Raw genomic sequence first — 22,259 nt, 5'->3', positions numbered from 1 at the left:
TTGGTTTGAATCCCCCTCGACTCGAGATTCCTTTGGTTTTCGCAATGATTTTGCGAAAAACCGGCGTCCGCTTTTTCGCCCATTGCTCTAGCCGGAGCGGCGGCCATAAACAATCGCGCGCGACCGGGCCGACCGCCGGGCGCGCGCGACAAAACCGGAGGCGGCGGGTTCAGCTCTGCGCCGTGGCCTTTTCGAGAAACTTGACCGCATCGCCGACGGTGACGATGGTTTCGGCGGCTTCATCGGGGATTTCGACGCCGAATTCTTCCTCGAAGGCCATCACCAGTTCGACCGTGTCGAGGGAATCGGCGCCCAGATCGTCGATGAAATTGGCGCTATCGACGACCTTGTCGGCGTCAACGCCGAGATGTTCAATCACAATCTTCTTCACGCGCTCGGCGACATCGCTCATCTGTTGATTCCTCATTATTCATTCTGACGGCGCCGCCCCGGGGATGAGCGGCGGGCATGGGTTTCAAGTGTCCGCTGACGCGAAAATTTCTTGCAATCGACGAAACTTCACACGCTGGAACGCATAAACGGAGGTTTGCTAACATACTTCCTTCACGATTGCGAGGCCCCCGCGACGGTTTCCGATTGGGCGTCCAACTAAACCCACAAGTACTTCAAATCATTGCCATTCCGCCATTGACATGAAGGGTCTGGCCGGTCACGTAGGCGGCTTCCTCACTGGCGAGATAGACCGCCGCCGCGCCGATATCGACGCCCTTGCCGAGATGGCCGGCGGGAATGGTCGCCAGAATGGCTTCCTTCTGCTTGTCGCTCAACGCGTCGGTCATGGGACTACTGATGAATCCCGGCGCGATGCAATTGACGGTGACGTTGCGCGACGCCACTTCGGCGGCGAGCGACTTGCTCATGCCGATCAGTCCGGCCTTGGAGGCGGCGTAATTGGCCTGCCCGCCATTGCCGGTGACGCCGACCACCGAGGAAATGTTGATCATCCGGCCATACCGGCGTTTCATCATGCCCTTGAGCGCCGCGCGGGACAGCCTGAAGGCTGACGCCAGATTGACGGTCAGCACCGTCTCCCAGTCCTCGTCCTTCATGCGCAGGAACAGGCCGTCGCGCGTCACCCCGGCGTTATTGACCAGAATATCGAGCGGACCGGCGGCGGCCTCGGCGGCGGGAACAAGCTTTTCGACCTCTTCCCTCTCGCCAAGATTGCAGGCGACGACATGGACGCGCTCGGCCAATTGCCCGGCGAGCGAATCGAGCGCCTCGCGCCGCGTGCCCGACAGCACGACGGTCGCGCCCTGGACGTGCAGCGCGCGGGCGATGGCTGAGCCGAGGCCGCCGCTTGCGCCGGTGACGAGGGCGACGCGCTTGGTCAGATCGAACATTGAAAACCTCAGGCGGTGAGTTGGAAGGAATCCACTTCGGCGGGAATCCCGACGTTCAGCGAACGAGCGCCTTCCGCCGTGCGCTTGACGAGACCCGCCAGCACCTTGCCGGCGCCGATTTCGACGAACAGGTTTACCCCGTTGTCGTGCATAAAACCCATGGATTCGCGCCAGCGCACCTTGCCGCAGACCTGCGCGACCAGCAAATTTCGGATTTCGTCGGGATCGCGCACCGGGCCGGCGGTGACATTGGCGACCAGATCGACCACCGGCGGCCGGATTTCGGTCGCGGCCAGAGCATCGCGCATGGCGTCGGCGGCAGGCTGCATCAGGGCGCAATGGAACGGCGCCGAGACCGGCAGCAGCAGGGCGCGCTTGACGCCATTCGCCTTGGCGATCTCGATCGCCAGTTCGACGGCGCCCTTCGCGCCGGAGACGACGATCTGGCCGCCGCCATTGTCATTGGCGACTTCGCACGTCGCGCCCGAGGCGGCGGCCGCCTCGCCGGCGATTTTCAACGCCAGTTCCGGTTCGGCGCCGATCAAAGCCGCCATGGCGCCCTCGCCGACCTTCACCGCCGCCTGCATGGCCTTTCCGCGCAGTCGAAGCAGCCGCGCGGCGTCGGAAATCTTCAACGCGCCGGCGGCGGCGAGCGCCGAATATTCGCCGAGCGAATGGCCGGCGACGAATTTGGCGTCACGGGCGAGAACCACGCCCTTTTCGCTCTCCAGCGCCCGCAGCGCCGCAAGACTCACCGCCATCAGGGCCGGCTGGGCGTTGGCGGTCAGCTGCAATTGCGCCGGGTCGCCGGAAAATATCAGTTCGGAGAGCTTTTCGCCGAGCGCCTCGTCCACTTCCTCGAAAATTTGCGCGGAGGCGGGATAGGCGTCGAACAGCCCCTTGCCCATGCCGATGGCCTGCGACCCCTGCCCCGGAAAGATGAAGGCGACCGCCATGGGGTTGTTCTCCCGGTTCTTGTTCGCGCAGATGCGCGTCAGGCCAAATTTCGCGTCAGGCAATGGCGCCGGGGACCGGGCGTGTCAAGGCGGGGGCTGGCGGGAATTGAGGCCGCGCGCCGGAGAGTTGGACGGCGGCGTCCCGCCGATTCGACTGAAAAACGCAAATTTCGCGGGCGCCGGATTTTTCACGCTCAGTGATAAAACCCATTCGGATTATGGGAGACCTGAATGAGAAAAGCGATGATGAACAGCGGCCAGCCGACAAGCAGAACCACCGTGATCAGTTTCTCCACCCACGCGGGTCGCAGGCCGGACCGCGTCGGGTTCGAGGCGCCGCAATGCGGGCAGGAATTGGCCTCCGTGCTGACGACGCCCTTGCATTCAAAACATGGTTTCAACGCCATTGATCGCCTCCGGAAGATCCGCGCGCCCGAGCGGGAACGCCAATTCAACCACGCAAATGTCCTTGGGGATTTGACCGGTGTCAATTTTCGCCGTCGCCGGCCGCCCGGACGCCGAGCATTTCGCTTGATCCCCCCCAGATTTCCGCTATAAGGCGCGCTTCGCCATTCGGCCGGGGGCTGAACGGAGGGGCGGCTTTTGCCGTCAGGGTATAAAAACCCGCCTTCCGGTGTTCCCGCCTTCGACACGTTTCCGTCGAGCCTTTCTCCGGGCTCGAAGGGCTCCGCGCCGGATGCAGCGAAATATTTAGAGAAAGGCAAGAAACATGGCTCTTTACGAGCATATCTATCTTGCTCGCCAGGATCTGACCGCCCAGCAGTCGGAAGCCCTGACCGAGCAGTTCAAGACCATCGTCACCGGCCTAGGCGGGGCGATAGGCAAGGTCGAATATTGGGGCGTCAAATCCCTCGCCTACCGGATCAAGAAAAACCGCAAGGCCCATTTCACCCTGATCAATGTCGACGCCCCTCCGGCCGCTCTGGCCGAGGCCGAGCGCCAATGGTCCATCAACGAGGATATTCTGCGGTTTCTGACGATCCGCGTCGAGGCGCTGGAAGACGGCCCCTCGGCCATGCTGCGCAAGCGGGACGACGACGATCGCGGCGACCGGGGCGACCGTCCGGACCGGGGCGATCGCGGCGACCGCCGCCCGCCGCGCGGACCGCGCGGCCCGCGCCGTGACGACAATGCCGAAGGGGGGCAATTCTGATGACCAATGTCGCCGCCGCCGGCGCGCCGCAGCGCCGCCCGTTCTTCCGCCGCCGCAAGACCTGCCCCTTTACCGGGCCGAACGCGCCGAAGATCGACTACAAGGACACGCGTCTGCTTTCCCGCTATATTTCCGAGCGCGGAAAGATCGTCCCCTCGCGCATCACCGCCGTCTCGGCGAAGAAGCAGCGCGAACTGGCCAAGGCCATCAAGCGCGCGCGCTTTCTCGGCCTGCTGCCCTATCTGATCGCGTAAAGGCAAAACGCCGCCCGCCGCGAATCGTCGCGACGGGCGTCTCTGGCTGGGGCGGACGAAGATCCGCTCCTAACCGCCTGACCGCGGGACAGCGAGAAACATGAACGACAATTATCCCCCGGCCCTCTGGATCGATCGCGCCATCGGACTCGGCGCAGCGCTTGCGAGCGCGCTGCTGTTCGCCGCTTCGACGCGCGGCTCCAGCCTGGCGATGACGCTCGCCTATTTCGCGCCGCTGCCGCTGTCGATCGGCGCGCTGGGCTTTTCCCCGAGCGGCGCCCTGGCCGGCGCCCTGATCGGCGCGGCGCTGCTCGCGCATTTCACCGCTCCCGCGCTCGGGCTGGGCTTTTTCCTCGGATTTGGCGCGCCCGCGCTGATCGCCGCCGCACTGGCGCGGCGCACCCTGCCGCCCAGGGGCGACGAAGCCTCGCCGGCGCCGCGCAATCTGGCTCCCGGCGGCCTGCTCGCCATTCTGATGGCGCTCGCCGTGGCCCTCACCTGGCTTGGCGTCGGCGCGCTGGTCTCGGTCCAGGGCGGTTTCGAGCCCGCGATGGCGGCGGCGCTTGCCCATTTTGCCGCGCCGCTCGACGAAATCGTCAAAAACGTCAAGGCCATCTGGCCCGATATCGAGGCCGACAAGGCCAAACGCCTGTTCATCCTGTGCCTGCCGGCGGGCTTCGCCGCCTCGCAGACGGTGCTGCTGGCGGTCAATCTGTGGCTGGCGGCGCGCACGGTGGAAATCTCCGGAAAGTTGGGGCGGCCCTGGCCCGCGCTGCCCGAACATCTCGTGCTGCCCCGCTTTGTCGCGCCGCTGTTCGTTCTCGCCGCCGGCCTGACGCTTGGCGGCGGACTGGCCGGCGCCCTTGCCGGCGCCCTTGCCGCCGCCGCCGGCTGTTGTCTGGCGATCCAGGGCCTCGCCGCCCTGCACGCCTTCACCCGCGCCTCGCGCTTTCGCGGTTTCCTGCTTTCCGGGCTCTATGCCGTCGTCTTCGTGCTGGAGCCCTGGTCGCTGCTGGCGCTCACCCTGTTCGGACTGGTCGAGTCCGTTTTTTCCCTGCGCGCCCGCAAGGCGCATCGTCTCAACCCCAAAACCCAAGTCCAGAAGGAACCCCGATAATGCAAGTCATCCTGCTCGAACGCGTCGCCAAGCTCGGCCAGATGGGCGAAGTCGTGCGCGTGCGCGACGGCTACGCCCGCAACTTTCTGCTGCCGCGCGGAAAAGCCCTGCGCGCCACCGACGCCAACAAGAAGCATTTCGACGGCCAGCGCGCGCAGCTCGAAGCCCGCAATCTCGAACGCAAGGGCGAGGCCCAGGCCGTCGCCGATCAGCTCAACGGGCAGACCTTCACGATTTTGCGCCAGGCCGGCGAATCGGGCCAGCTCTATGGCTCGGTCTCGACGCGCGACATCGCCGAAGCGGCGACCGCCGGCGGCTTTTCGGTCGAGCGCCACCAGATCGTGCTGCATGTGCCGATCAAGACGCTCGGCCTGCACAAGACCCCGGTTCACCTGCATCCGGAAGTCGACGCCGAAATTTTCGTCAATGTCGCGCGTTCCGCCGAAGAGGCCGAGCGTCAGGCCAAGGGCGAATCGGCGACCTTGCGGGAGGAAACCACCATGGCCGATCTCGGCCTCGAAGTCGGCGCGGCTCTGGCCGAAGCCGGCGGCGACCTCGGCGACCGCTGAACTCTTTGCCACCGCATTAAGAAAAGGCCGGAATCGTTTCCGGCCTTTTTTGCGTTTAACGCGCGAGGCCGGGTTTGGGCGTCAAGCGTTTTCGGCGCCGTTCCGCCATAATTCTCCCCCTCTGTGGATAATGTGGACGGCGCCGTCCAGGAAGCGATTCGGTCGATCTTTTTCGTTCCTTTGGCGGCCGAACGTGCCACAACAAGCCAGCGATTGCGTCCTGTCCGTCGCGTTTCCCCCAGTTCGACCCCCCTTTCGCGCTACCTTCATGTAGTGCACGAATATATTGGCATATCTGCATGACTGTAATGGAAAAAAGGCTCGACCGGCAAATCCTCGCCTTGGCCCCGGAGCCGGCGTTTCGCGCCCCGCCGGCCAATCTGGAGGCGGAACAGGCGCTGCTCGGCGCGATATTGGTCAACAATGACGCCTTCGACCGCGTCTCGGATTTTCTCAAGCCAGACCATTTCGCCGAGGAGTTGCACCGCCGCATCTACGAGACCGCCGGCCAGCTGATTCGCGCCGGAAAAATCGCCACCCCGGTCACGCTCAAGACTTTTCTGGGCGAGCAGGATCTTGGCGGCATGACCATTCCGCAATATCTGGCGCGGCTCGCCGCCGAAGCCACCACCATCATCAACGCCGTCGATTACGGACGCGCCGTCCACGATCTCGCGGTGCGCCGGGAATTGATCCATATCGGCGAGGAAGTGGTCAACACCGCCTATGACGCCAGCGTCGATTCTTCGCCCCGCATGCAGATCGAGGAAGCCGAGCGCAAACTCTACGCCATCGCCGAAACCGGCCGCTACGACGGCGGCTTCCAGCGCTTTTCGGAAGCGCTGGCCCGGGCCGTGGACATGGCGGCGAAGGCCTGGGAGCGCGAGGGCGGCCTGTCGGGCGTCTCGACGGGCCTGCACGATCTCGACCGGATGATGGGCGGGTTGCAGCCTTCCGATCTGGTCATCGTCGCCGGGCGTCCCGGCATGGGCAAGACCGCGCTGGCCACCAATATCGCCTTCAACATCGCCAAGAACTATCGCTTCGAGCTGCGCCCCGACGGCAGCCATGAAACGGTCAATGGCGGCGTTGTCGGTTTTTTCTCGCTCGAAATGTCGTCCGAACAGCTGGCGACCCGCATCATCGCCGAACAGGCGCAGGTGCCGGGCTACAAGATCCGGCGCGGCGACATCAGCGAATCCGAGTTTCACCGCATCACCGCCGCCGCTCGGGAAATGCAGGCGATTCCCTTCTACATCGACCATACCGGCGGCATTTCCATCGCCCAGCTCACCGCCCGCGCCCGGCGGCTCAAGCGCCAGCGCGGTCTAGATCTGCTGGTGGTGGATTATCTCCAGCTGCTGTCGGGCTCGAAGTCGCGCAGCGAAAATCGCGTGCAGGAACTCACCGAAATCACCACCGGCATGAAGGCGCTGGCCAAGGAGCTGAACGTGCCGATCGTCGCCCTGTCGCAATTGTCGCGTCAGGTCGAATCGCGCGACGACAAGCGCCCGCAATTGTCGGACCTGCGCGAATCCGGTTCGATCGAGCAGGACGCCGACGTGGTGATTTTCGTGTACCGCGAGGAATATTATCTGAACAGTAAGAAGCCTCCTGAGGGCACTGCGGAATTTCAGGAATGGCAGCAAAAGGCGGCTTTAGCCCATGGGCGCGCCGAAGTGATCATCGGCAAACAGCGTCACGGCCCGACCGGGACGGTGGAATTGGCCTTCGAAGGCGAATATACACGCTTCAGCGATCTGGCGCAGGAAGACCATCTGCCGGCGCGCATGTAAAGGACAGGCCCGATGCCCGATTTGCCCTCCCCAGACGAAAACCGGGCTTTGGGGCAGGCGATTCTCACCATCGACCTCGGCGCGCTGGCGGAAAACTGGCGCCGCCTCGCCGGACGCGCCAAAGGCGCCGAATGCGCCGCCGTGGTCAAGGCCGATGGCTACGGGCTCGGCATCGGGCCGGTTGCAAGGGCGCTGCTGGCGGCGGGCTGCAAGACGTTTTTCGTCGCGCATGTTTCGGAAGGCGTAATTCTGCGCAAGCTCGCGCCGGAAGCCCAGATTTTCGTCCTCAACGGCCTTCCGCCCAGGTCGGCGAAAATTTTCGCGCGGGCGGGGCTGGCGCCCGTGCTCGGCTCGTCGCCGGAAATCGCCGAATGGGCCGATTTCTGCCGGCGGGACGGCGCGCCCCACCCCGCCGCGATCCATATCGACACCGGCCTGAACCGGCTGGGCCTCGACCCGCGCGATCTGGCCCGCGCCCGCGAGGCCATGGCCTCCTTCACGCCGGTGCTGGCGATGAGTCATTTCGTGTCGGCGGAAGACCAGTCGGCGCCGCGCAATCACCTGCAGATCCAGCGTTTTTTCGAGGCCTGCGGGCAATTGCCGCCGATGCCCGCCTCGCTGTGCAACTCCTCGGGGATTTTCCTCGAAGAGCGGCCCTTTCTCGATCTGGTGCGCCCCGGCTATGCGCTTTACGGCGGAAATCCGACGCCGGGCAGCGAAAATCCGATGCGCCGGGTGGTCGGGCTGACCGCGACCGTGCTGCAGGTCCGCGATATTCCGGCGGGCGAGACGGCAGGATATAACGGACGCTGGACGGCGCCGTCGCGGCGCAAGCTGGCGACGATCAATCTCGGCTACGCCGACGGCTTTCCGCGCAGCGGTTCGATCGGCGAGATCGGCGCCGATGTTTACGCCGGAGGGAATTACTGCCCGGTGGTCGGCCGCATTTCGATGGATCTGTCGATCATCGACATCAGCGAGGCCGGTCCGCTCGCGCGCGGCGACCGCGTGGAAATATTGGGACCCCATATCGGCGTCGACGATCTCGCCGCCGAGGCCGGCACGATCGGCTATGAAATCCTCACCGGTCTGGGCAAACGCTACGCCCGCGAATATCGGGGCGAGGCCGCGGCGGCGGCGGCGGCCATTGTCGGGAAGGCATAGAATGCGACCGAAAAAATTTTTCGCTCCGGCGCTGGCTCTGACGCTTCTTGCCGCGCACGCGCCGATTCGCGCCGAGGAGAAGGCTGGTTGCGCCGGGTTCAAATGGCCGATCGAGCGCGCACAGGCGGCGCTGGCGGCGCCCGACCGCAAAACCATCGCGGCGGATGGCGCGCTGGCCGCCGGACCGGCTGTCATCGTGCGGCTTGCGCCGGTGGAGACTGTTCCGTTCAAAGTCGCGCCCGACCGCGCGCCCGCGCCGAACACCTTCGGCGCGGTGCTGAAATTCGCCGCCCCTTCGGCCGGCGTCTACACGGTCAACCTGTCGGCGGGGGCCTGGATCGACGCGGTCCAGGACGGCGTCGCGCTGAAACCTTTGGCTTTCAGCGGCGCGCCGGACTGTCCCCATATTCACAAGAGCCTGAAATACCAATTGGCGCCGGGGGAGACCTTCATCCAGATCTCCAATGCGCCCGAAGCGGAAATCTCCATCGTTGTGCAGGTGGAATAGCAAGCTGCAGCGCAAGGGGTAGTCAGGCCCCGAATCCCTTCTCCCCTTGCTGGAGAAGTAGGCGCGAAGCTCCGGATGAGGGGTTTTTCGCGGAGCTACCTCAATGACGGAACACGGCTCGAAGGGGTCTTACGAAATGAACATCCTACCATCGGCTATCGCAGACTCAGCGGACATTCCGATAGCAAAATGAACCTCCCTCCGTGATCCTGAGTGCCGGTAACCATTCCACCGCGTAGGAACGGCTCGAAACGGCCCTCGCGGTCCCTCCAGTCCGGCATATTTTTACCGTTTACGAGAACGCATGCATGTTTCAATTGATATTTTGCAGATTCAATGCAAATATCCCCTAGTTAGGGGGTGATGCCGTGCTATTAGAGTTCCGAGTAAGCAATTACAGGTCCTTCCGCGAGGAGGCCACTTTGTCGTTCGTTGCCTCGACCGACAAAACGCACGAGGTCACAAACGTCGTCGAAACAGGTCTGCCAGGCATCAAAAGGGCGCTGCGAACGGCGGTAGTTTATGGTGCTAACGCAAGCGGCAAAACGAACCTCTTGCTCGGCCTGCAGCATATGCGGAATATCGTAATGGACTCCGCCCGCCTGCAGCCTGACCAAAGCTACGTCAGTCAGCAGTTCAAGCTCGATGACGTCAGCCGATCACGACCGACCCTCTTTGAGGTAATCGCCCTGATCGATGGCATTCGTTACCAATACGGCTTCACTTATTCATCCGCCCGTATCGAATCCGAGTGGCTGCTGGTTTTTCAATCGCACAAAGCACAGACTTGGCTGGACCGCGAATACAGGGACGGCAAGGACATTATCGAGACACCATCCTCCTTTCTTCCCGGGCCCAAAAATGCCTGGAAAGAGGCGACGCGTGAAAAATCGCTTTTTTTGTCTGTTGCTGTCCAACTCAACAGCGCGAAGTTATTGCCACTTTATAACTGGTTCAAGAACGACGTCGTCGTGTTTGAAAATGGCGGGCACGTCGGGCACGACTATTCCACTCGTTATATCGAGTCCCCTGAAGGACAGCAGAGCGTAGCCGACTTCCTCTCATCCGCTGACATCGCCATCAGATCAGTGACTGCTGTGAAGCAAAAAGGACTTGTCAGCAGTTTTGAATTCGATGTTGCGACCGGCGAACAGAAAGCCGCTCACACACAGACTGATATTTTGCTTCCGCGTTTCCGACACACGTATGGTGATATCGCCGCCGACTTCGAGCTTACAGAGGAATCGCAGGGCACACAAAAGCTCTTCGCCCTCTCTGGTCCCCTTTTCGACATCCTTCAACGTGGGCAACTTCTAGTGATAGACGAGCTCGACCGTAGCCTTCATCCCCTCCTCGTTCGTCAGATTGTCTGCACGTTTCAGGATCCCGAACTAAACAGCAGCAATGCTCAGCTACTCTTCTCGACCCACGATACGTCTCTTCTCGATACTGAGCTTTTCCGGCGCGATCAGATCTGGTTGACCGAGAAGAATGCCGATCAGACGTCAAGCCTTGTATCCCTCGTAACATTTTCGCCGCGGAAGAACGAGGCGTTGGAGCGCGGCTATCTCTCCGGACGATATGGCGCTATTCCTGTTCTGCCCGGGCGACTCAAGACCCCCCGCAAAACTCGACAGACGTAGAGCAAACACCCGCCGTGGCAAGATCGTACCATCATCGTGAGCGTAGCTCGCGGGCCATGGCCCGAAAGAAAGCTATAAAGCCAACCTACCCCCGCATGCTCATCGTTTGCGAGGGGTCGAAAACAGAACCCGGTTACTTTGACGAGATTCGCGTTAGCGAGCGTGTAACAGCTGCTCATGTAAAGGTGGTTCCCTCTCAACTAGGGACTGAACCGATCCAGGTTGTCGAATACGCCGAGCAGGTTTTTCGAGGAAATAACGCGTTCGATTGTGTCTTCGCCGTATTCGATCGTGACGCCCACCTCAGCTATAATAATGCTCTTGCAAAGTTGCAGAAAATAGACAGACGCTACAAAAACGACGATGGGAAAAAAGTACCATTTATAGCCGTTACGTCAGTCCCATGCTTCGAGCTATGGGTTGTCTTGCATTTCCGGCAAATAACGCACCGGCTCACACGCCATGACGCGCTGGAACAAGCCTGCAGATTTGTCCCAGGCTATGCGAAGGGGATGACCGACTTATACGCAAGAACCAAGTCGGCGCTGCCGCTAGCCGAAACACATGCGCTACAGCTCGGGCAGATGCACAATCCCCACGGCGGACAAGACCCGTATACAAATGTCACAGAAATTATGAAAGTTTTCAGCGAAATTGCCCGGATCCGCGCGATGTCTTGAGCGTCCAACCTAACTGGCGCGATCCTGCCACTGTCGGTCCGACCGCTTGTGGGCTATTAACCAGACCTTCGGCCTAAGACCGCAATCCGCCGTTTTGAGCCATTCGCTGGCGGGAACCAAACGAGGCCACCTTCTCCCGCAAGGGGAGAAGGAAAGAGCGCCTCTGGACAGCGCGGCTCAAGTGTGTTCTATACTTGTTCTCTTTTTCCACAGGATTCGCCCGTCTTGGCCAAAGTCCGCACGTCGTTCATCTGCCAGAGTTGCGGCGCCGTCGCGCCGCGCTGGCAGGGCAAATGCGAGGCCTGCAATGCTTGGAATTCGCTGGTCGAGGAGGCCCCTTCGGCGGGGATCGGCGCGCTCGCGGCGCGCAACGCCAGAAAGGGCCGGATTTTCGCGCTTGAGGGCCTGAACGGTTCGTCCCCGCCGGCGCCGCGCCTGCTTTCGGGCATGGCGGAACTCGACCGGGTCACCGGCGGCGGTTTCGTGCCGGGCTCGGTGCTGCTGATCGGCGGCGAGCCGGGAATCGGCAAGTCCACTTTGCTGATCCAGGTCTGCGCCGCCATGGCGCGGCGCGGCGAGCGCGTGGTTTATATTTCCGGCGAAGAGGCGGCGGCGCAGGTGCGGTTGCGCGCGGAAAGGCTGGGCCTGAGCGACGCTCATGTCGAACTGGCCGCCGAAACCTCGGTCGAGGACGTTGTCACCACCTTGTCGCATGGGCGCACGCCGTCGCTCGTCGTCATCGATTCGATCCAGACCATGTGGACCGAGACCGCCGATTCGACGCCGGGAACGGTCACCCAGGTGCGCGGCGCGGCGCAGGCGCTGATCCGCTTCGCCAAGCTGTCCGGCGCCTGCGTGATCCTCGTTGGCCACGTCACCAAGGACGGCCAGATCGCCGGGCCACGCGTGGTCGAGCACATGGTCGACGCCGTGGCCTCGTTCGAGGGCGACGGCAGCCATCATTTCCGCATCCTGCGCAACGCAAAAAACCGCTTCGGGCCGACCGACGAGATCGGCGTGTTCGAAATGACCGGCGGCGGCCTTGTGGAAGTCGCCAACCCTTCCGCGCTGTTTCTCGCCGGACGCGACGGTTGCGCGCCGGGCGCGGCGGTTTTCGCCGGAATGGAGGGCACGAGGCCGGTGCTGGTGGAGATTCAGGCGCTGGTCGCGCCGAGCGCGCTGGGCACGCCGCGCCGCGCCGTGGTCGGCTGGGACCCGAGCCGGCTGTCGATGCTGGTGGCGGTGCTGGAGGCGCATGGGCGGGTCAAGCTCGGCCAGCACGACATCTATCTCAATGTCGCCGGCGGCATGAAGATTTCCGAACCCGCCGCCGATCTGGCGGCGGCGGCGGCGCTGGTCTCCTCGCTGACCGGCGCCGTGCTGCCGCATGACATGGTGTTTTTCGGCGAGGTCGGCCTGTCGGGCGCCGTTCGGCCGGTTCCCCACGCCAATCTGCGGCTCAAGGAGGCGAAAAAACTGGGTTTTGCCCGCGCCGTCGCGCCACAAGGCATTAAAGACCAGAATTCCGGCGACAAGGCGGGCCTATCCCCGGCGCGGCTCGACGACATGCCGCTGCGGTCGATCCGCCATATCGGCGAGGCCATCGCCGACATCGCCGCCCTGGGGCGCAGCGTCGCGGCGCCCTCGAAAACGCGCGCGGCGGTTTCCTGAGCGCAGCGCCGCCCCCGAGTCGACGCCGCGCGATGCATTGGGTATAAGCGGCGCGGAAGAGCGGAATCATTCGTCCTCTGACCGCCAGCGCCAATAAATCACTCCTGTTCGAGGCCCGCAATGCCGTCCTATCTTGACCTCGGTTTGCTCGGCGTGGTGGCGGTTTCGGCCCTTCTCGCCATGTTGCGCGGCTTCACCCGCGAAGTCATGGCCATCCTCTCCTGGGGCGTCGCAGCGGCGTCGGCGATCTACTTCTATCCGATGCTGGTTCCCAAACTGGCCGACGCGGCCTCGCCCATCTTCATCTCCAAGGACGCGCTGCGCCCCTATATCGCCGGCGCCGCGATCTTCTTTCTGGCGCTTATTCTGGTGTCGATCGTCACCGTCCGCATCTCCAGCGCCATTCTCGATTCGAAGATCGGTCCGCTCGACCGCGCGCTCGGCTTCGCCTTCGGCGCCCTGCGCGGCCTGCTGCTCTGCGCCATCGCCTTCATCTTCTTCAACTGGCTCGCGCCCGACGCCACCAGCGCCAGCCCGGATTCTTCTTCCGCCGTGCGTAATCAATGGCTCGCCAATTCGCGCGGCCTGCCCTTGCTGAAGGCGACCTCGGATCAATTGCTGGCGCTGTTGCCCGACGATCCCGACGGCATTCTTGCGAAATTGAAGAAGCACAAGCCGGGCGGCGGCGAAGACGCGCCGCCGCCGGAAATCGATTCGGAGCCGAAAGCCGCGCCCGCCACGCCCTCGCCGCCCGCGCGGCCCAAGGCGCAACTCGCCCCCGCCGCGCCGTCCGCCGGAGCGCCAGACGACAAGCGCAAGCTCGATTCGCTGGTCAAGGGCGCCCGCTGAGGCTTTTTCCCCCAATGCTTGGGTTTTCCCGCCTGCAATGGGCTCGTTTTTTGCTTGCGGCCTTCCCATCTGCGGCTTGCGGGTCTATTGAGTTTTTTCGTCACCGGGGTCGTTTCGGACCCTTTTCGCGCGCATCCCTCAAAGGCGCGCGCCGGGAGCCTGTTCCATGGACGATTCGAACGCCGCCGGCGCTCCTGAAGGCGAATTCGACATCAACGCCGACCGCCTGCGCGAGGAATGCGGCGTGTTCGGCATATTCGGCCATCCCGAAGCCGCCGCCATCACCGCGCTCGGCCTCCACGCCCTCCAGCATCGCGGGCAGGAGGCGGCGGGCATCGTCACCTATGACGGCCACCGCTTCAATTCCGAGCGCCGGATGGGCATGGTCGGCGACGCCTTTTCCAAGGCCTCGACCATCGAGCGCCTGCCCGGCGACCGCGCCATCGGCCATGTGCGCTATTCGACCACCGGCGAAACCATCCTGCGCAATGTGCAGCCCCTGTTCGCGGAACTGGATTCCGGCGGCTTCGCAGTGGCGCATAATGGCAATCTGACCAACGCCCTGACGCTGCGCCGCGAGTTGATCCGCGAGGGCGCGATCTATCAATCGACCTCCGACACCGAAGTCGTGCTGCATCTGGTGGCGCGTTCGCGCCGGCATTCGATCATCGAGCGCTATGTCGAAGCGCTGCGCCAGATCGAGGGCGCCTATGCCTTCGTGGTGCTCAGCAACAAGAAGCTGATCGGGTCGCGCGATCCGCTCGGCATCCGGCCGCTGGTGATCGGCCAGCTCGACGGCCATTACATTCTGGCGTCGGAAACCTGCGCCCTGGACATCATCGGCGCGCATTTCATCCGCGACGTCGACAATGGCGAGACCGTGGTGATTTCCGAACAGGGCCTGCAAAGCCTGCGGCCCTTCCCGCCGCAACCGGCGCGTCCGTGCATTTTCGAATATATCTACTTCGCCCGGCCCGATTCCATCGTCCACGGACGTTCCGTCTATGACGTGCGCAAGGCCATGGGCGCACAATTGGCGAAAGAAGTTCCGCTCGACGCCGACGTGGTGGTGCCGGTGCCCGATTCCGGCGTGCCGGCGGCGATTGGCTACGCCAGCGCCTCGGGAATTCCGTTCGAACTGGGCATCATCCGCAATCACTATGTCGGCCGCACCTTCATCCAGCCGACCCAGAGCGTGCGCGAACTCGGCGTGCGGATGAAACATTCGGCCAATCGCGCCGTGGTCGAGGGCAAGCGGATCGTGCTGCTCGACGATTCCATCGTGCGCGGCACCACGTCGATGAAAATCGTCCAGATGATGCGCGACGCCGGCGCCCGCGAAGTGCATTTCCGCATTTCCTCGCCGCCGATCACCCATCCCGATTATTACGGCATCGACACGCCGCGCCGCGACAAATTGCTCGCCGCCACCCATAGTCTGGAAGAGATGCGGGATCTGATCGGCGCGGATTCGCTGGCATTCCTGTCGGTGGACGGCATTTATCGCGCCATGGGCTGCGACGGCCGCAATCCGCTGCGCCCGCAATTCACCGATCATTGTTTCACCGGCGATTACCCCACCACCCTGACCGACCTCAAGGGCGTCGATGTCCGGGCGCAATTGTCGCTGCTCGCCGAAACCGGCTGAAACAACAACAACAATCCCCCCGCTGGGACCGGAGAAATCATGTCGGAGCCTTTTCCGCACGGGCAAAAGAAACTCGCCGGGCGCATCGCCCTCGTCACCGGCGCCTCGCGCGGCATCGGTCGGGCCGTCGCTGTCGAGCTGGCGCGGCGCGGCGCCCATGTCATCGCGCTGGCGCGCACCCAGGGCGCGCTGGAGGCGCTCGACGACGACGTCCGCGCGCTCGGCTCCGAGGCGACGCTGGTTCCCTGCGACATCAAGGATTTCGACGGGCTCGACCGGCTCGGCGCCGTCATCCACCAGCGTTGGGGCAAGCTCGACATTCTGGTCGGCAACGCCGGGATTTTGGGACCGCTAACCCCGATCGCCCATTGCGATCCCGACAAGTGGGAACAGGTTTTCGCGGTCAACGTCACCGCCAATTACCGCCTGTTGCGCTCGCTCGATCCTTTGTTGCGCGCTTCCGACGCCGGCCGGGCGGTGTTCGTCTCGTCAGGCGCCGCGCAACGCGACGATTTCGCCGCCTTCTGGGGGCCCTATGCGGCGTCGAAAGCGGCGCTCGACGGCATCGTGCGCGCCTATGCCGCCGAGACCGCCAATATTTCGAGCGTCTGCGTGATGAGCGTCAACCCCGGTCCGCTGCGCACCCGGATGCGCGCCGCCGCCATGCCCGGCGAAGACCCGCTGACATTGCGCACGCCCGAGGAATTCGCGCCCAAACTCGCCGAACTCTGCGCGCCCGAATGGAGCGAGACCGGCAAGATCTACGATTTCCCCAAGGACCGGGTGCTGCATTTCCGGGGCGCGGCCTGAGGGGGATTTCCGCAACCCCGCCAACAGGACATTAGATTATATAGCGTCGCGGCCGCTTGACTTGAAGTTGCCCGGCGCAGCCACAGGATTCGGCGTTTTTCCTTCTTCGCCTGGTGCGAAACACCGCCCTCCGCTTTCGGAACAGGCCGGACAAAGGAGTTTCGGACGCCGCGCTGCAACTCTGCGGCGCCGAATTTGCTTGATGGGCCGTGGCAGGATCGCGCCCGCTGTTTTTCAAATGAACCTCCGCATTTGCGATTGCAGACCCGATCCTTCCGTCTAATATAGCGTCCAGTAACGCAATTACATGGCGACAGGGAGCGTTGGGCGCTCCAGATCCGCAAGTGAGGAAAACCATGAAGCCGAGCATTTTCGCCGTCGCCTGCGGGCTGTTTGCCGCCGCCCTCGCGCCTTCCGCCATGGCCGCCCAGACCCATGTCGCCGTCGCCGCCAATTTCACCGAGCCGGCCAAGGAAATCGCCGCGCTGTTCCAGAACAAGACCGGGCACGAAGCCATCCTGATCTTCGGCCCCTCCGGCGGCTTCTATGCCCAGATCACGCAAGGCGCGCCCTTCGAGGTGTTGCTCTCGGCCGACGAGGAGCGGCCGAGGCTGGCGGTCGAAAATGGCTTCGCCGTTCCCGAGAGCCGCTTCACCTACGCCATCGGCAAGCTGGTGCTGTGGAGCCGGGTTTTGGACGTGACCGATGGCCAGGCCGCGCTCGAGGCCGGCAATTTCAGCAAGATCTCGATCGCCAACCCCGCTTCCGCCCCCTATGGCGCGGCGGCGATCGAAACCTTGAAGGCGCTGGGCCTTTACGACGCCTTGCAGCCCAAACTCGTGCAAGGAAGCAGCATCGCCCAGGCCTTCCAGTTCGTCGACACCAAAAACGCCGAAATCGGTTTCGTCGCTCTGGCGCAGCTTTACGGCAATAGCGAGGGCGCGCGCTGGCTGGTTCCGGAAAAGCTGCACGCGTCGATCCGTCAGGACGCGGTCTTGCTCAAGAAAGGCGCCGACAACGAAGCCTCCAAAGCCTTCCTCGCCTTCCTCAAGGGGCCGGAAGCGCGCGGCGTCATCGAACGCTACGGCTATGGACTGGATATTTACGCGGCGCGCGAACCCGCCCCGGCGCGATGATCCGGGCCGGACGGGAGTAATGGCGATTGGACCAACTGCAACCGCTCTGGTCCCCCGTCCGGCTGACGCTGGAACTGGCGAGCGTCGCCACTTTGTGCCTGCTCGTCGTGGCGACGCCGCTGGCCTGGTGGCTGGCGCGCTCCAGGGCGAAATGGAAGGAAGTGGTGGCGACCATCGTCTCGCTGCCCATGGTGCTGCCGGCGACGGTGCTCGGCTTCTACATTCTGATTTTGCTCGGGCCTGACGGCCCCGGCGGTGCGCTCGCCAATCTCTGGGGCGCCCGCACTTTGGCCTTCACCTTTACCGGCCTCGTGATCGGCTCGGTCATTTCCGCCTTGCCGACGGTGGTGCAGCCGATCCGCAACGCCTTCGCGGCCATCGGCGACCGGCCGCTCGAAGCCGCCGCGACCCTTCGCGCTTCGCCCTGGCAGGCGTTCTGGCGGGTCGCGCTGCCGCTCGCCAGTCCCGGCCTTTTGTCCGGCGCAGTGCTCGGCTTTTCCCACACGGTCGGCAATTTCGGCGTGGTGCTGATGATCGGCGGCAATATCCCCGGCCGCACCCGCGTCATGTCCACCGCCATTTTCGATTATGTCGAATCCATGCAATGGCGCGAGGCCAATATTCTGGCCGGCGGCATGGTGGTTTTCGCCTTCTGCGTGATCCTGTCGATGATCCTGATCCAGAAGCGGTTCGAGGGGTCCGGCCTGTGACGGCGCATGGAATCCGCGCGGAATTTCGCTCCGTGCTCGGCGATTTCACCCTCGACGCCGCCTTTGAAGCCCCCGCCGCCGGCGTGACCGCGCTGTTTGGCCCTTCCGGCTGCGGCAAGACCACGATTCTGCGCTGCATCGCCGGACTGCTGCGCATCGAGGACGGATTTTGCGACATCGACGGCGATATCTGGCAGGACCACAAGGGCCGTTTCGTCCCGACCTTCCGCCGCCCGCTGGGCTATGTCTTTCAGGAAGCCAGCCTGTTTCCGCATCTCTCCGTGCGCAGCAACCTGCTGTTCGGCGCGCCGCGCGAAAAACCCAAAGACCGCGCCGAGATCGATTTCGACGAGGTGATCGACCTGCTCGGAATCCGGCCCTTGCTCGACCGTTCGCCAAAAAACCTGTCGGGCGGCGAACGCCAGCGCGTCGGCATCGGCCGCGCCCTGCTGACGCAGCCGAAAGTGCTGCTGATGGACGAGCCGCTGTCGGCGCTCGACCGCAAGACCAAGAGCGAGATTTTGCCCTTCGTCGAAAAGCTGCGCGACCATTTCTCGCTGCCGATCTTCTACATCACCCATGACCTGACCGAGGTCGAACGGCTGGCGGACCAGGTCGTGCTGATCGAGCAAGGCCATGTCCTCGCCTCCGGCCCGCTGGCAAAATTGCAGAGCGATCCATCGCTGCCGCTGGCGATGGCGCGCGAGGCGGCGGTGATTCTCGACGGCGTGATCGAAGCCCATGATTCCGCCTATGGTCTGGTCACGGTCGCCGTCAACGGCGGCCGCTTCATCGCCCCCGCCGAACCGGCGCCGCCCGGCGAACGCCGCCGCGTCCGCATCCTTGCCGCCGACGTCAGTCTGGCCCGCGAAAACCTCGGCCCCAGCTCCATGCTCAATTCCGAACCGGCGCGCATCGTTTCGGCGAAAATCATCGACGGCAATGAAATGCTGGTGGTGCTGGCGCTCGGCGCCGAGGGACAGGGCGGACGCCTGCTGTCGCGCGTGACGCGAAAATCCTGGGACGATCTGGCCTTAAGCGAAGGGCTCGCCGTCTTCGCCCGGGTCAAAGGCGTGGCGCTACGCCCGGGGCGTGGCGATTTCGCGAGTTAAGAACCCGCGATGATCGAGCCTTCCGCCTCCGGCGAACTGGCCACGCGCCATTGCGAAGACCTCTGGCGCCGACCGATTCATTGTGACCGTGTGGTGACACCGACCAATACGTTGAGTATCTTTATAGACAAATAGCACTGATTTCACGGATAAGCAACCTGGGGCTGGCCCTGAACGCGCCTGTGCGCAGCAGACCCGACGGCGCCGCCCGGAAAGCGCGAAAAAAAGGAAACAAGAGATGCGCATACCCTGGTTGAGCGTTGGCGGGATCGCCGCCGCCATTTTCGCGATCGGACTGATCGCGGTGAAGAACGTCAACGGCTACACGCCGCATCACCTGCTCAACGTCTCCTACGATCCGACGCGCGAGCTCTATCAGAAGATCAACCCGGCCTTCGCCGCGCGTTACGAAAAGCAGACCGGCGAGCAGGTCGCGATCCGCCAGTCGCATGGCGGCTCGTCCTACCAGGCCCGCCAGGTTGCGACCGGCGCTCTCAATGCCGACGTGGTGACGCTGGGCCTGCCTTCCGATGTCGAAGGCCTGGCGAAGCGCGGAATCGTCGCCGCCGACTGGAAATCGCGTCTGCCCAACAATGCGCGGCCCTATTATTCGACCGTAGTCTTCGTCGTGCGCAAGGGCAATCCGCTCAACATCCGGGATTGGCCGGACCTCGTGCGCGGCAATATCGAGGTCATCACGCCCGATCCCAAGACCTCGGGCAACGGCAAGCTGACCCTTCTCGCCGCCTGGGGTTCGGTGATTTCGCGCGGCGGAAGCGAGGCGGAAGCGCGCGATTTCATCAAGGCCCTGCTCGATCATGCGCCGTTTCTTGTTCCTGCCGCCCGCGTGGCGGGCGTCGCCTTCTCGGTCGAGAAGAAAGGCGACGTCAGCGTCGCCTGGGAGAACGAAGCCCTGCGCGAAGTCGCCGAGACCAAGGGCGCCGTCGAGATCGTCTATCCGCCATTGAGCATATTGGCCGAGCCCGTCGTCGCCTGGGTCGACGCCAATGTGGCGAAAAACCACAGCGAAAAACTGTCGAAGGCCTATCTCGAATATCTGTTCACCGACGAGGCGCAGAACATCATCGCCCGCGAGGGCTACCGGCCATTCAATGCGGCCATAGCCGAGAAATATGTCGAGCGCCTGCCGCGGCTGAACCTTTTCCCGATCACCCTCATCGCCAGGGACTGGTCGGACGCAAACCAGAAATTCTTCGCCGAAAACGGCGTGGTCGATGCGATCTATACCGCCAAGCCCCGCGCCGTGGATTGAGCGCCTTCCGCCGCCAATGCAATTTCGAGGATATTCCACATGACCGACGGCGTCCTGAAATCGACCACTTTCGCAACCTCCTGGCTGCCCCGGCTTTCAGGCGACAATCTGCGCAAGGACCTCATCGCCGGGGTGACCGTCGCGGCGATCTCCCTGCCGCAGAGCATGGCCTATGCGCTGGTTGCCGGCGTCGATCCGCGTTTCGGCCTTTATACGGCGATCGTCTTCACCGCCGTCGCCGGGCTGTTCGGCTCGTCGCGCCATCTGGTGAACGGCCCGACCGGCGCCGTCTCGCTCGTCACTTTCAGCGCCCTCGCCTTCATCGACCCCGACGCCAGGCTCGACGCCTATGAGGCCATGTTCCTGCTGACGGCGATGATCGGCGTGGTGCAGATCGTCATCGGCGCGACCAGACTGGGCGACGTCACGCGCTACATCTCGGAATCGGTCGTCACCGGATTCATCGCCGGCGCGGGTTTCCTCACCGTGCTTGGCCAGATCGCCAATGCGCTGGGCGTCAAGGCGCAGGGCACCGGCCACCAGCCGGTGCTGGAGCGGCTCTATCTGACGCTGACACAGCCCGGGCCCTATAATTACAAGGCGGTCACGATCACCCTCGCGGCCGTCGCCATCGCCATTTTCGGCCGCCGCCTGCTGCGCGCCTTCAAGCTGCCGCAGGTGGAAATGCTGGTGGCGGTGATCGGCCTGTCCGCGCTCGCCTATTGGCTCGGCTGGTCGGACGCCGCGCCGGGGATCAAGCCGGCGATCCCGCTGATCGAGGCGGTGCCGGCGGCGCTGCCGACGCCACATGTGCCGCAGGTCAATCCGGAATGGCTCGCTCCCCTGTCCACCTCCGCCATGTCCATCGGCATTCTCGGCCTTTTGGAGGCGCTCGCCATCGCCAAGGCGGTCGCGCATAAATCCCGCCAGCAACTCGATTACAACCGCCAATGCCTTGCCGAGGGCATCGGCAATCTGGTCGGCGGCTTCTTCCGCTGCATGCCCGGCGCCGGCTCGCTGTCGCGCACCGCGATCAATTATCAGGTCGGCGCCGTATCGCGCTTCTCCAGCATCGTCACGGCGCTCGCGGTCGGCGTCACCGTCCTGCTGCTCGGCCCTTACGCCGCCTATATACCGAAATCCGTGCTTGCCGGCCTGCTGATCGTCGCCTCCTCGCGCCTGATCGACATTCCGCGCATCCGCTATACCGCGACCGCTTCGATCGCCGACACGTTTCTGCTGATCGGCACGGCGCTTTCGGCGGTTTTCATCGGTGTGGAATATGCGATTCTGATCGGCTCGACCGCCTCGATCGTCTGGTATCTGCTGCACGCCTCGCGTCTGAAGACCCAGGAACTGGTGGTCTCGCCGGAAAAAGTGGTGCGCGCCCGCATCGCTTCGGACGCCGATCCGACCGATGTGCGGATCTATGATTTCGAAGGCGACCTGTTCTTCGGCTCGGCGCCCGAACTTCACGCCTTCCTCGAAAAGGCGAAGAACGAGGCTTCGAAGGACGGCGTCAGGGCGCTCGTGTTGCGGTTGAAGCGCGTGCGCAATCCCGACGCCGTCGCGCTCGAAGTGCTGGACCGCTTTCTGGACGAAGCGAAAAAGGCGGGCCTCGTCATCTTCCTCGCGGGCGTCAGGCCGGAACTTCATACGGCCCTGGAGCGCATGGGCGTGGCGCAAAGGCTCGGCGAGGAGTTCATTTTCCCGGAAGAGGAGACGGATTATTCGGCGACGCTCAACGCCATTCGCGCCGCCTATGGCAGCATAGCCGGCGAGCAGCCGCGTGAGAGCCAGACGCCGAGCTATTATATGATCTGAA

Annotated in this window: 22 protein-coding genes; 18 read left to right on the top strand and 4 right to left on the bottom strand. The window is 63.7% G+C overall.

Annotated elements, in window-relative coordinates; translation table 11 throughout:
* Positions 1-169: 169 nt before the first annotated feature.
* The 4 genes from QZY01_RS06325 to QZY01_RS06310 all read right to left on the bottom strand — a co-directional run bounded on the left by QZY01_RS06325 (position 170) and on the right by QZY01_RS06310 (position 2,727).
* Positions 170-412: an acyl carrier protein gene (locus tag QZY01_RS06325; protein ID WP_294534766.1), complete on the bottom strand. Its 243-nt coding sequence runs from the start codon at positions 410-412 to the stop codon at positions 170-172.
* A 214-nt stretch (positions 413-626) separates the two neighbouring features.
* Positions 627-1,364, bottom strand: a complete 738-nt coding sequence (fabG, locus tag QZY01_RS06320; RefSeq protein ID WP_294534757.1) for a 3-oxoacyl-[acyl-carrier-protein] reductase — start codon at positions 1,362-1,364, stop codon at positions 627-629.
* An 8-nt stretch (positions 1,365-1,372) separates the two neighbouring features.
* Entirely contained in the window at positions 1,373-2,320 is a 948-nt protein-coding gene (gene fabD / locus QZY01_RS06315) for an ACP S-malonyltransferase (protein ID WP_294534754.1), read from the bottom strand.
* 194 nt (positions 2,321-2,514) lie between these two features.
* Complete coding sequence (locus QZY01_RS06310) at positions 2,515-2,727, bottom strand: hypothetical protein (protein ID WP_294534752.1); 213 nt, start codon at positions 2,725-2,727, stop codon at positions 2,515-2,517.
* Between the two features lie 323 nt (positions 2,728-3,050).
* On the opposite strand from QZY01_RS06310, the gene rpsF reads away from it, so the two are divergent.
* The 18 genes from rpsF (at position 3,051) to QZY01_RS06220 (ending at position 22,258) form a co-directional block, all read left to right on the top strand.
* Complete coding sequence (gene rpsF, locus QZY01_RS06305) at positions 3,051-3,494, top strand: 30S ribosomal protein S6 (protein WP_294534749.1); 444 nt, start codon at positions 3,051-3,053, stop codon at positions 3,492-3,494.
* Positions 3,494-3,748, top strand: a complete 255-nt coding sequence (rpsR, locus tag QZY01_RS06300; protein WP_294534745.1) for a 30S ribosomal protein S18 — start codon at positions 3,494-3,496, stop codon at positions 3,746-3,748. Before rpsF ends, rpsR begins: the two co-directional genes overlap by 1 nt.
* Before the next feature lie 100 nt (positions 3,749-3,848).
* Entirely contained in the window at positions 3,849-4,865 is a 1,017-nt protein-coding gene (locus tag QZY01_RS06295) for a hypothetical protein (protein ID WP_294534743.1), read from the top strand.
* Positions 4,865-5,434, top strand: a complete 570-nt coding sequence (gene rplI, locus QZY01_RS06290) for a 50S ribosomal protein L9 (RefSeq protein ID WP_294534740.1) — start codon at positions 4,865-4,867, stop codon at positions 5,432-5,434. The genes QZY01_RS06295 and rplI overlap by 1 nt, the downstream gene beginning before the upstream one ends.
* Before the next feature lie 299 nt (positions 5,435-5,733).
* Entirely contained in the window at positions 5,734-7,230 is a 1,497-nt protein-coding gene (locus QZY01_RS06285; protein ID WP_294534737.1) for a replicative DNA helicase, read from the top strand.
* A 12-nt stretch (positions 7,231-7,242) separates the two neighbouring features.
* The gene (gene alr, locus QZY01_RS06280; protein WP_294534734.1) at positions 7,243-8,394 is read left to right on the top strand and encodes an alanine racemase; all 1,152 of its coding nucleotides are present in this window, start codon (positions 7,243-7,245) and stop codon (positions 8,392-8,394) included.
* Position 8,395: 1 nt separating this feature from the next.
* Positions 8,396-8,902 carry a hypothetical protein gene (locus QZY01_RS06275; protein WP_294534731.1) on the top strand — a complete coding sequence of 169 codons (507 nt, stop codon included), beginning with the start codon at positions 8,396-8,398 and terminating at the stop codon, positions 8,900-8,902.
* Positions 8,903-9,324: 422 nt separating this feature from the next.
* Positions 9,325-10,545 carry an ATP-binding protein gene (locus QZY01_RS06270; RefSeq protein WP_294534729.1) on the top strand — a complete coding sequence of 407 codons (1,221 nt, stop codon included), beginning with the start codon at positions 9,325-9,327 and terminating at the stop codon, positions 10,543-10,545.
* 56 nt (positions 10,546-10,601) lie between these two features.
* Positions 10,602-11,225, top strand: coding sequence for an RloB family protein (locus QZY01_RS06265; protein WP_294534726.1), 624 nt, complete (start codon positions 10,602-10,604; stop codon positions 11,223-11,225).
* 225 nt (positions 11,226-11,450) lie between these two features.
* Positions 11,451-12,896, top strand: coding sequence for a DNA repair protein RadA (gene radA / locus QZY01_RS06260; protein ID WP_294534723.1), 1,446 nt, complete (start codon positions 11,451-11,453; stop codon positions 12,894-12,896).
* Positions 12,897-13,016: 120 nt separating this feature from the next.
* Positions 13,017-13,745 carry a CvpA family protein gene (locus QZY01_RS06255; protein ID WP_294534720.1) on the top strand — a complete coding sequence of 243 codons (729 nt, stop codon included), beginning with the start codon at positions 13,017-13,019 and terminating at the stop codon, positions 13,743-13,745.
* Positions 13,746-13,911: 166 nt separating this feature from the next.
* Complete coding sequence (gene purF, locus QZY01_RS06250) at positions 13,912-15,393, top strand: amidophosphoribosyltransferase (RefSeq protein WP_294534717.1); 1,482 nt, start codon at positions 13,912-13,914, stop codon at positions 15,391-15,393.
* 39 nt (positions 15,394-15,432) lie between these two features.
* Entirely contained in the window at positions 15,433-16,203 is a 771-nt protein-coding gene (locus QZY01_RS06245; RefSeq protein ID WP_294534714.1) for an SDR family NAD(P)-dependent oxidoreductase, read from the top strand.
* Between the two features lie 356 nt (positions 16,204-16,559).
* Entirely contained in the window at positions 16,560-17,339 is a 780-nt protein-coding gene (gene modA, locus QZY01_RS06240; protein WP_294534711.1) for a molybdate ABC transporter substrate-binding protein, read from the top strand.
* Between the two features lie 26 nt (positions 17,340-17,365).
* Positions 17,366-18,049, top strand: coding sequence for a molybdate ABC transporter permease subunit (gene modB / locus QZY01_RS06235; RefSeq protein ID WP_294534709.1), 684 nt, complete (start codon positions 17,366-17,368; stop codon positions 18,047-18,049).
* Positions 18,046-19,161 (top strand): molybdenum ABC transporter ATP-binding protein, encoded by a 1,116-nt coding sequence (gene modC, locus QZY01_RS06230; protein WP_294534706.1) that lies wholly within the window; start codon positions 18,046-18,048, stop codon positions 19,159-19,161. The genes modB and modC overlap by 4 nt, the downstream gene beginning before the upstream one ends.
* Positions 19,162-19,399: 238 nt before the next feature.
* On the top strand, positions 19,400-20,434 hold the full coding sequence (locus tag QZY01_RS06225; protein ID WP_294534703.1) for a sulfate ABC transporter substrate-binding protein: 1,035 nt from the start codon (positions 19,400-19,402) through the stop codon (positions 20,432-20,434).
* Positions 20,435-20,473: 39 nt separating this feature from the next.
* On the top strand, positions 20,474-22,258 hold the full coding sequence (locus tag QZY01_RS06220) for a SulP family inorganic anion transporter (RefSeq protein WP_294534700.1): 1,785 nt from the start codon (positions 20,474-20,476) through the stop codon (positions 22,256-22,258).
* Position 22,259: the final 1 nt, after the last annotated feature.

Source organism: uncultured Rhodoblastus sp. (assembly GCF_903903185.1).
Lineage (GTDB): Bacteria > Pseudomonadota > Alphaproteobacteria > Rhizobiales > Beijerinckiaceae > Rhodoblastus.
The sequence above is the reverse complement of the archived record's forward strand: the minus strand, read 5'-3'. Positions and strand labels throughout refer to the sequence as shown.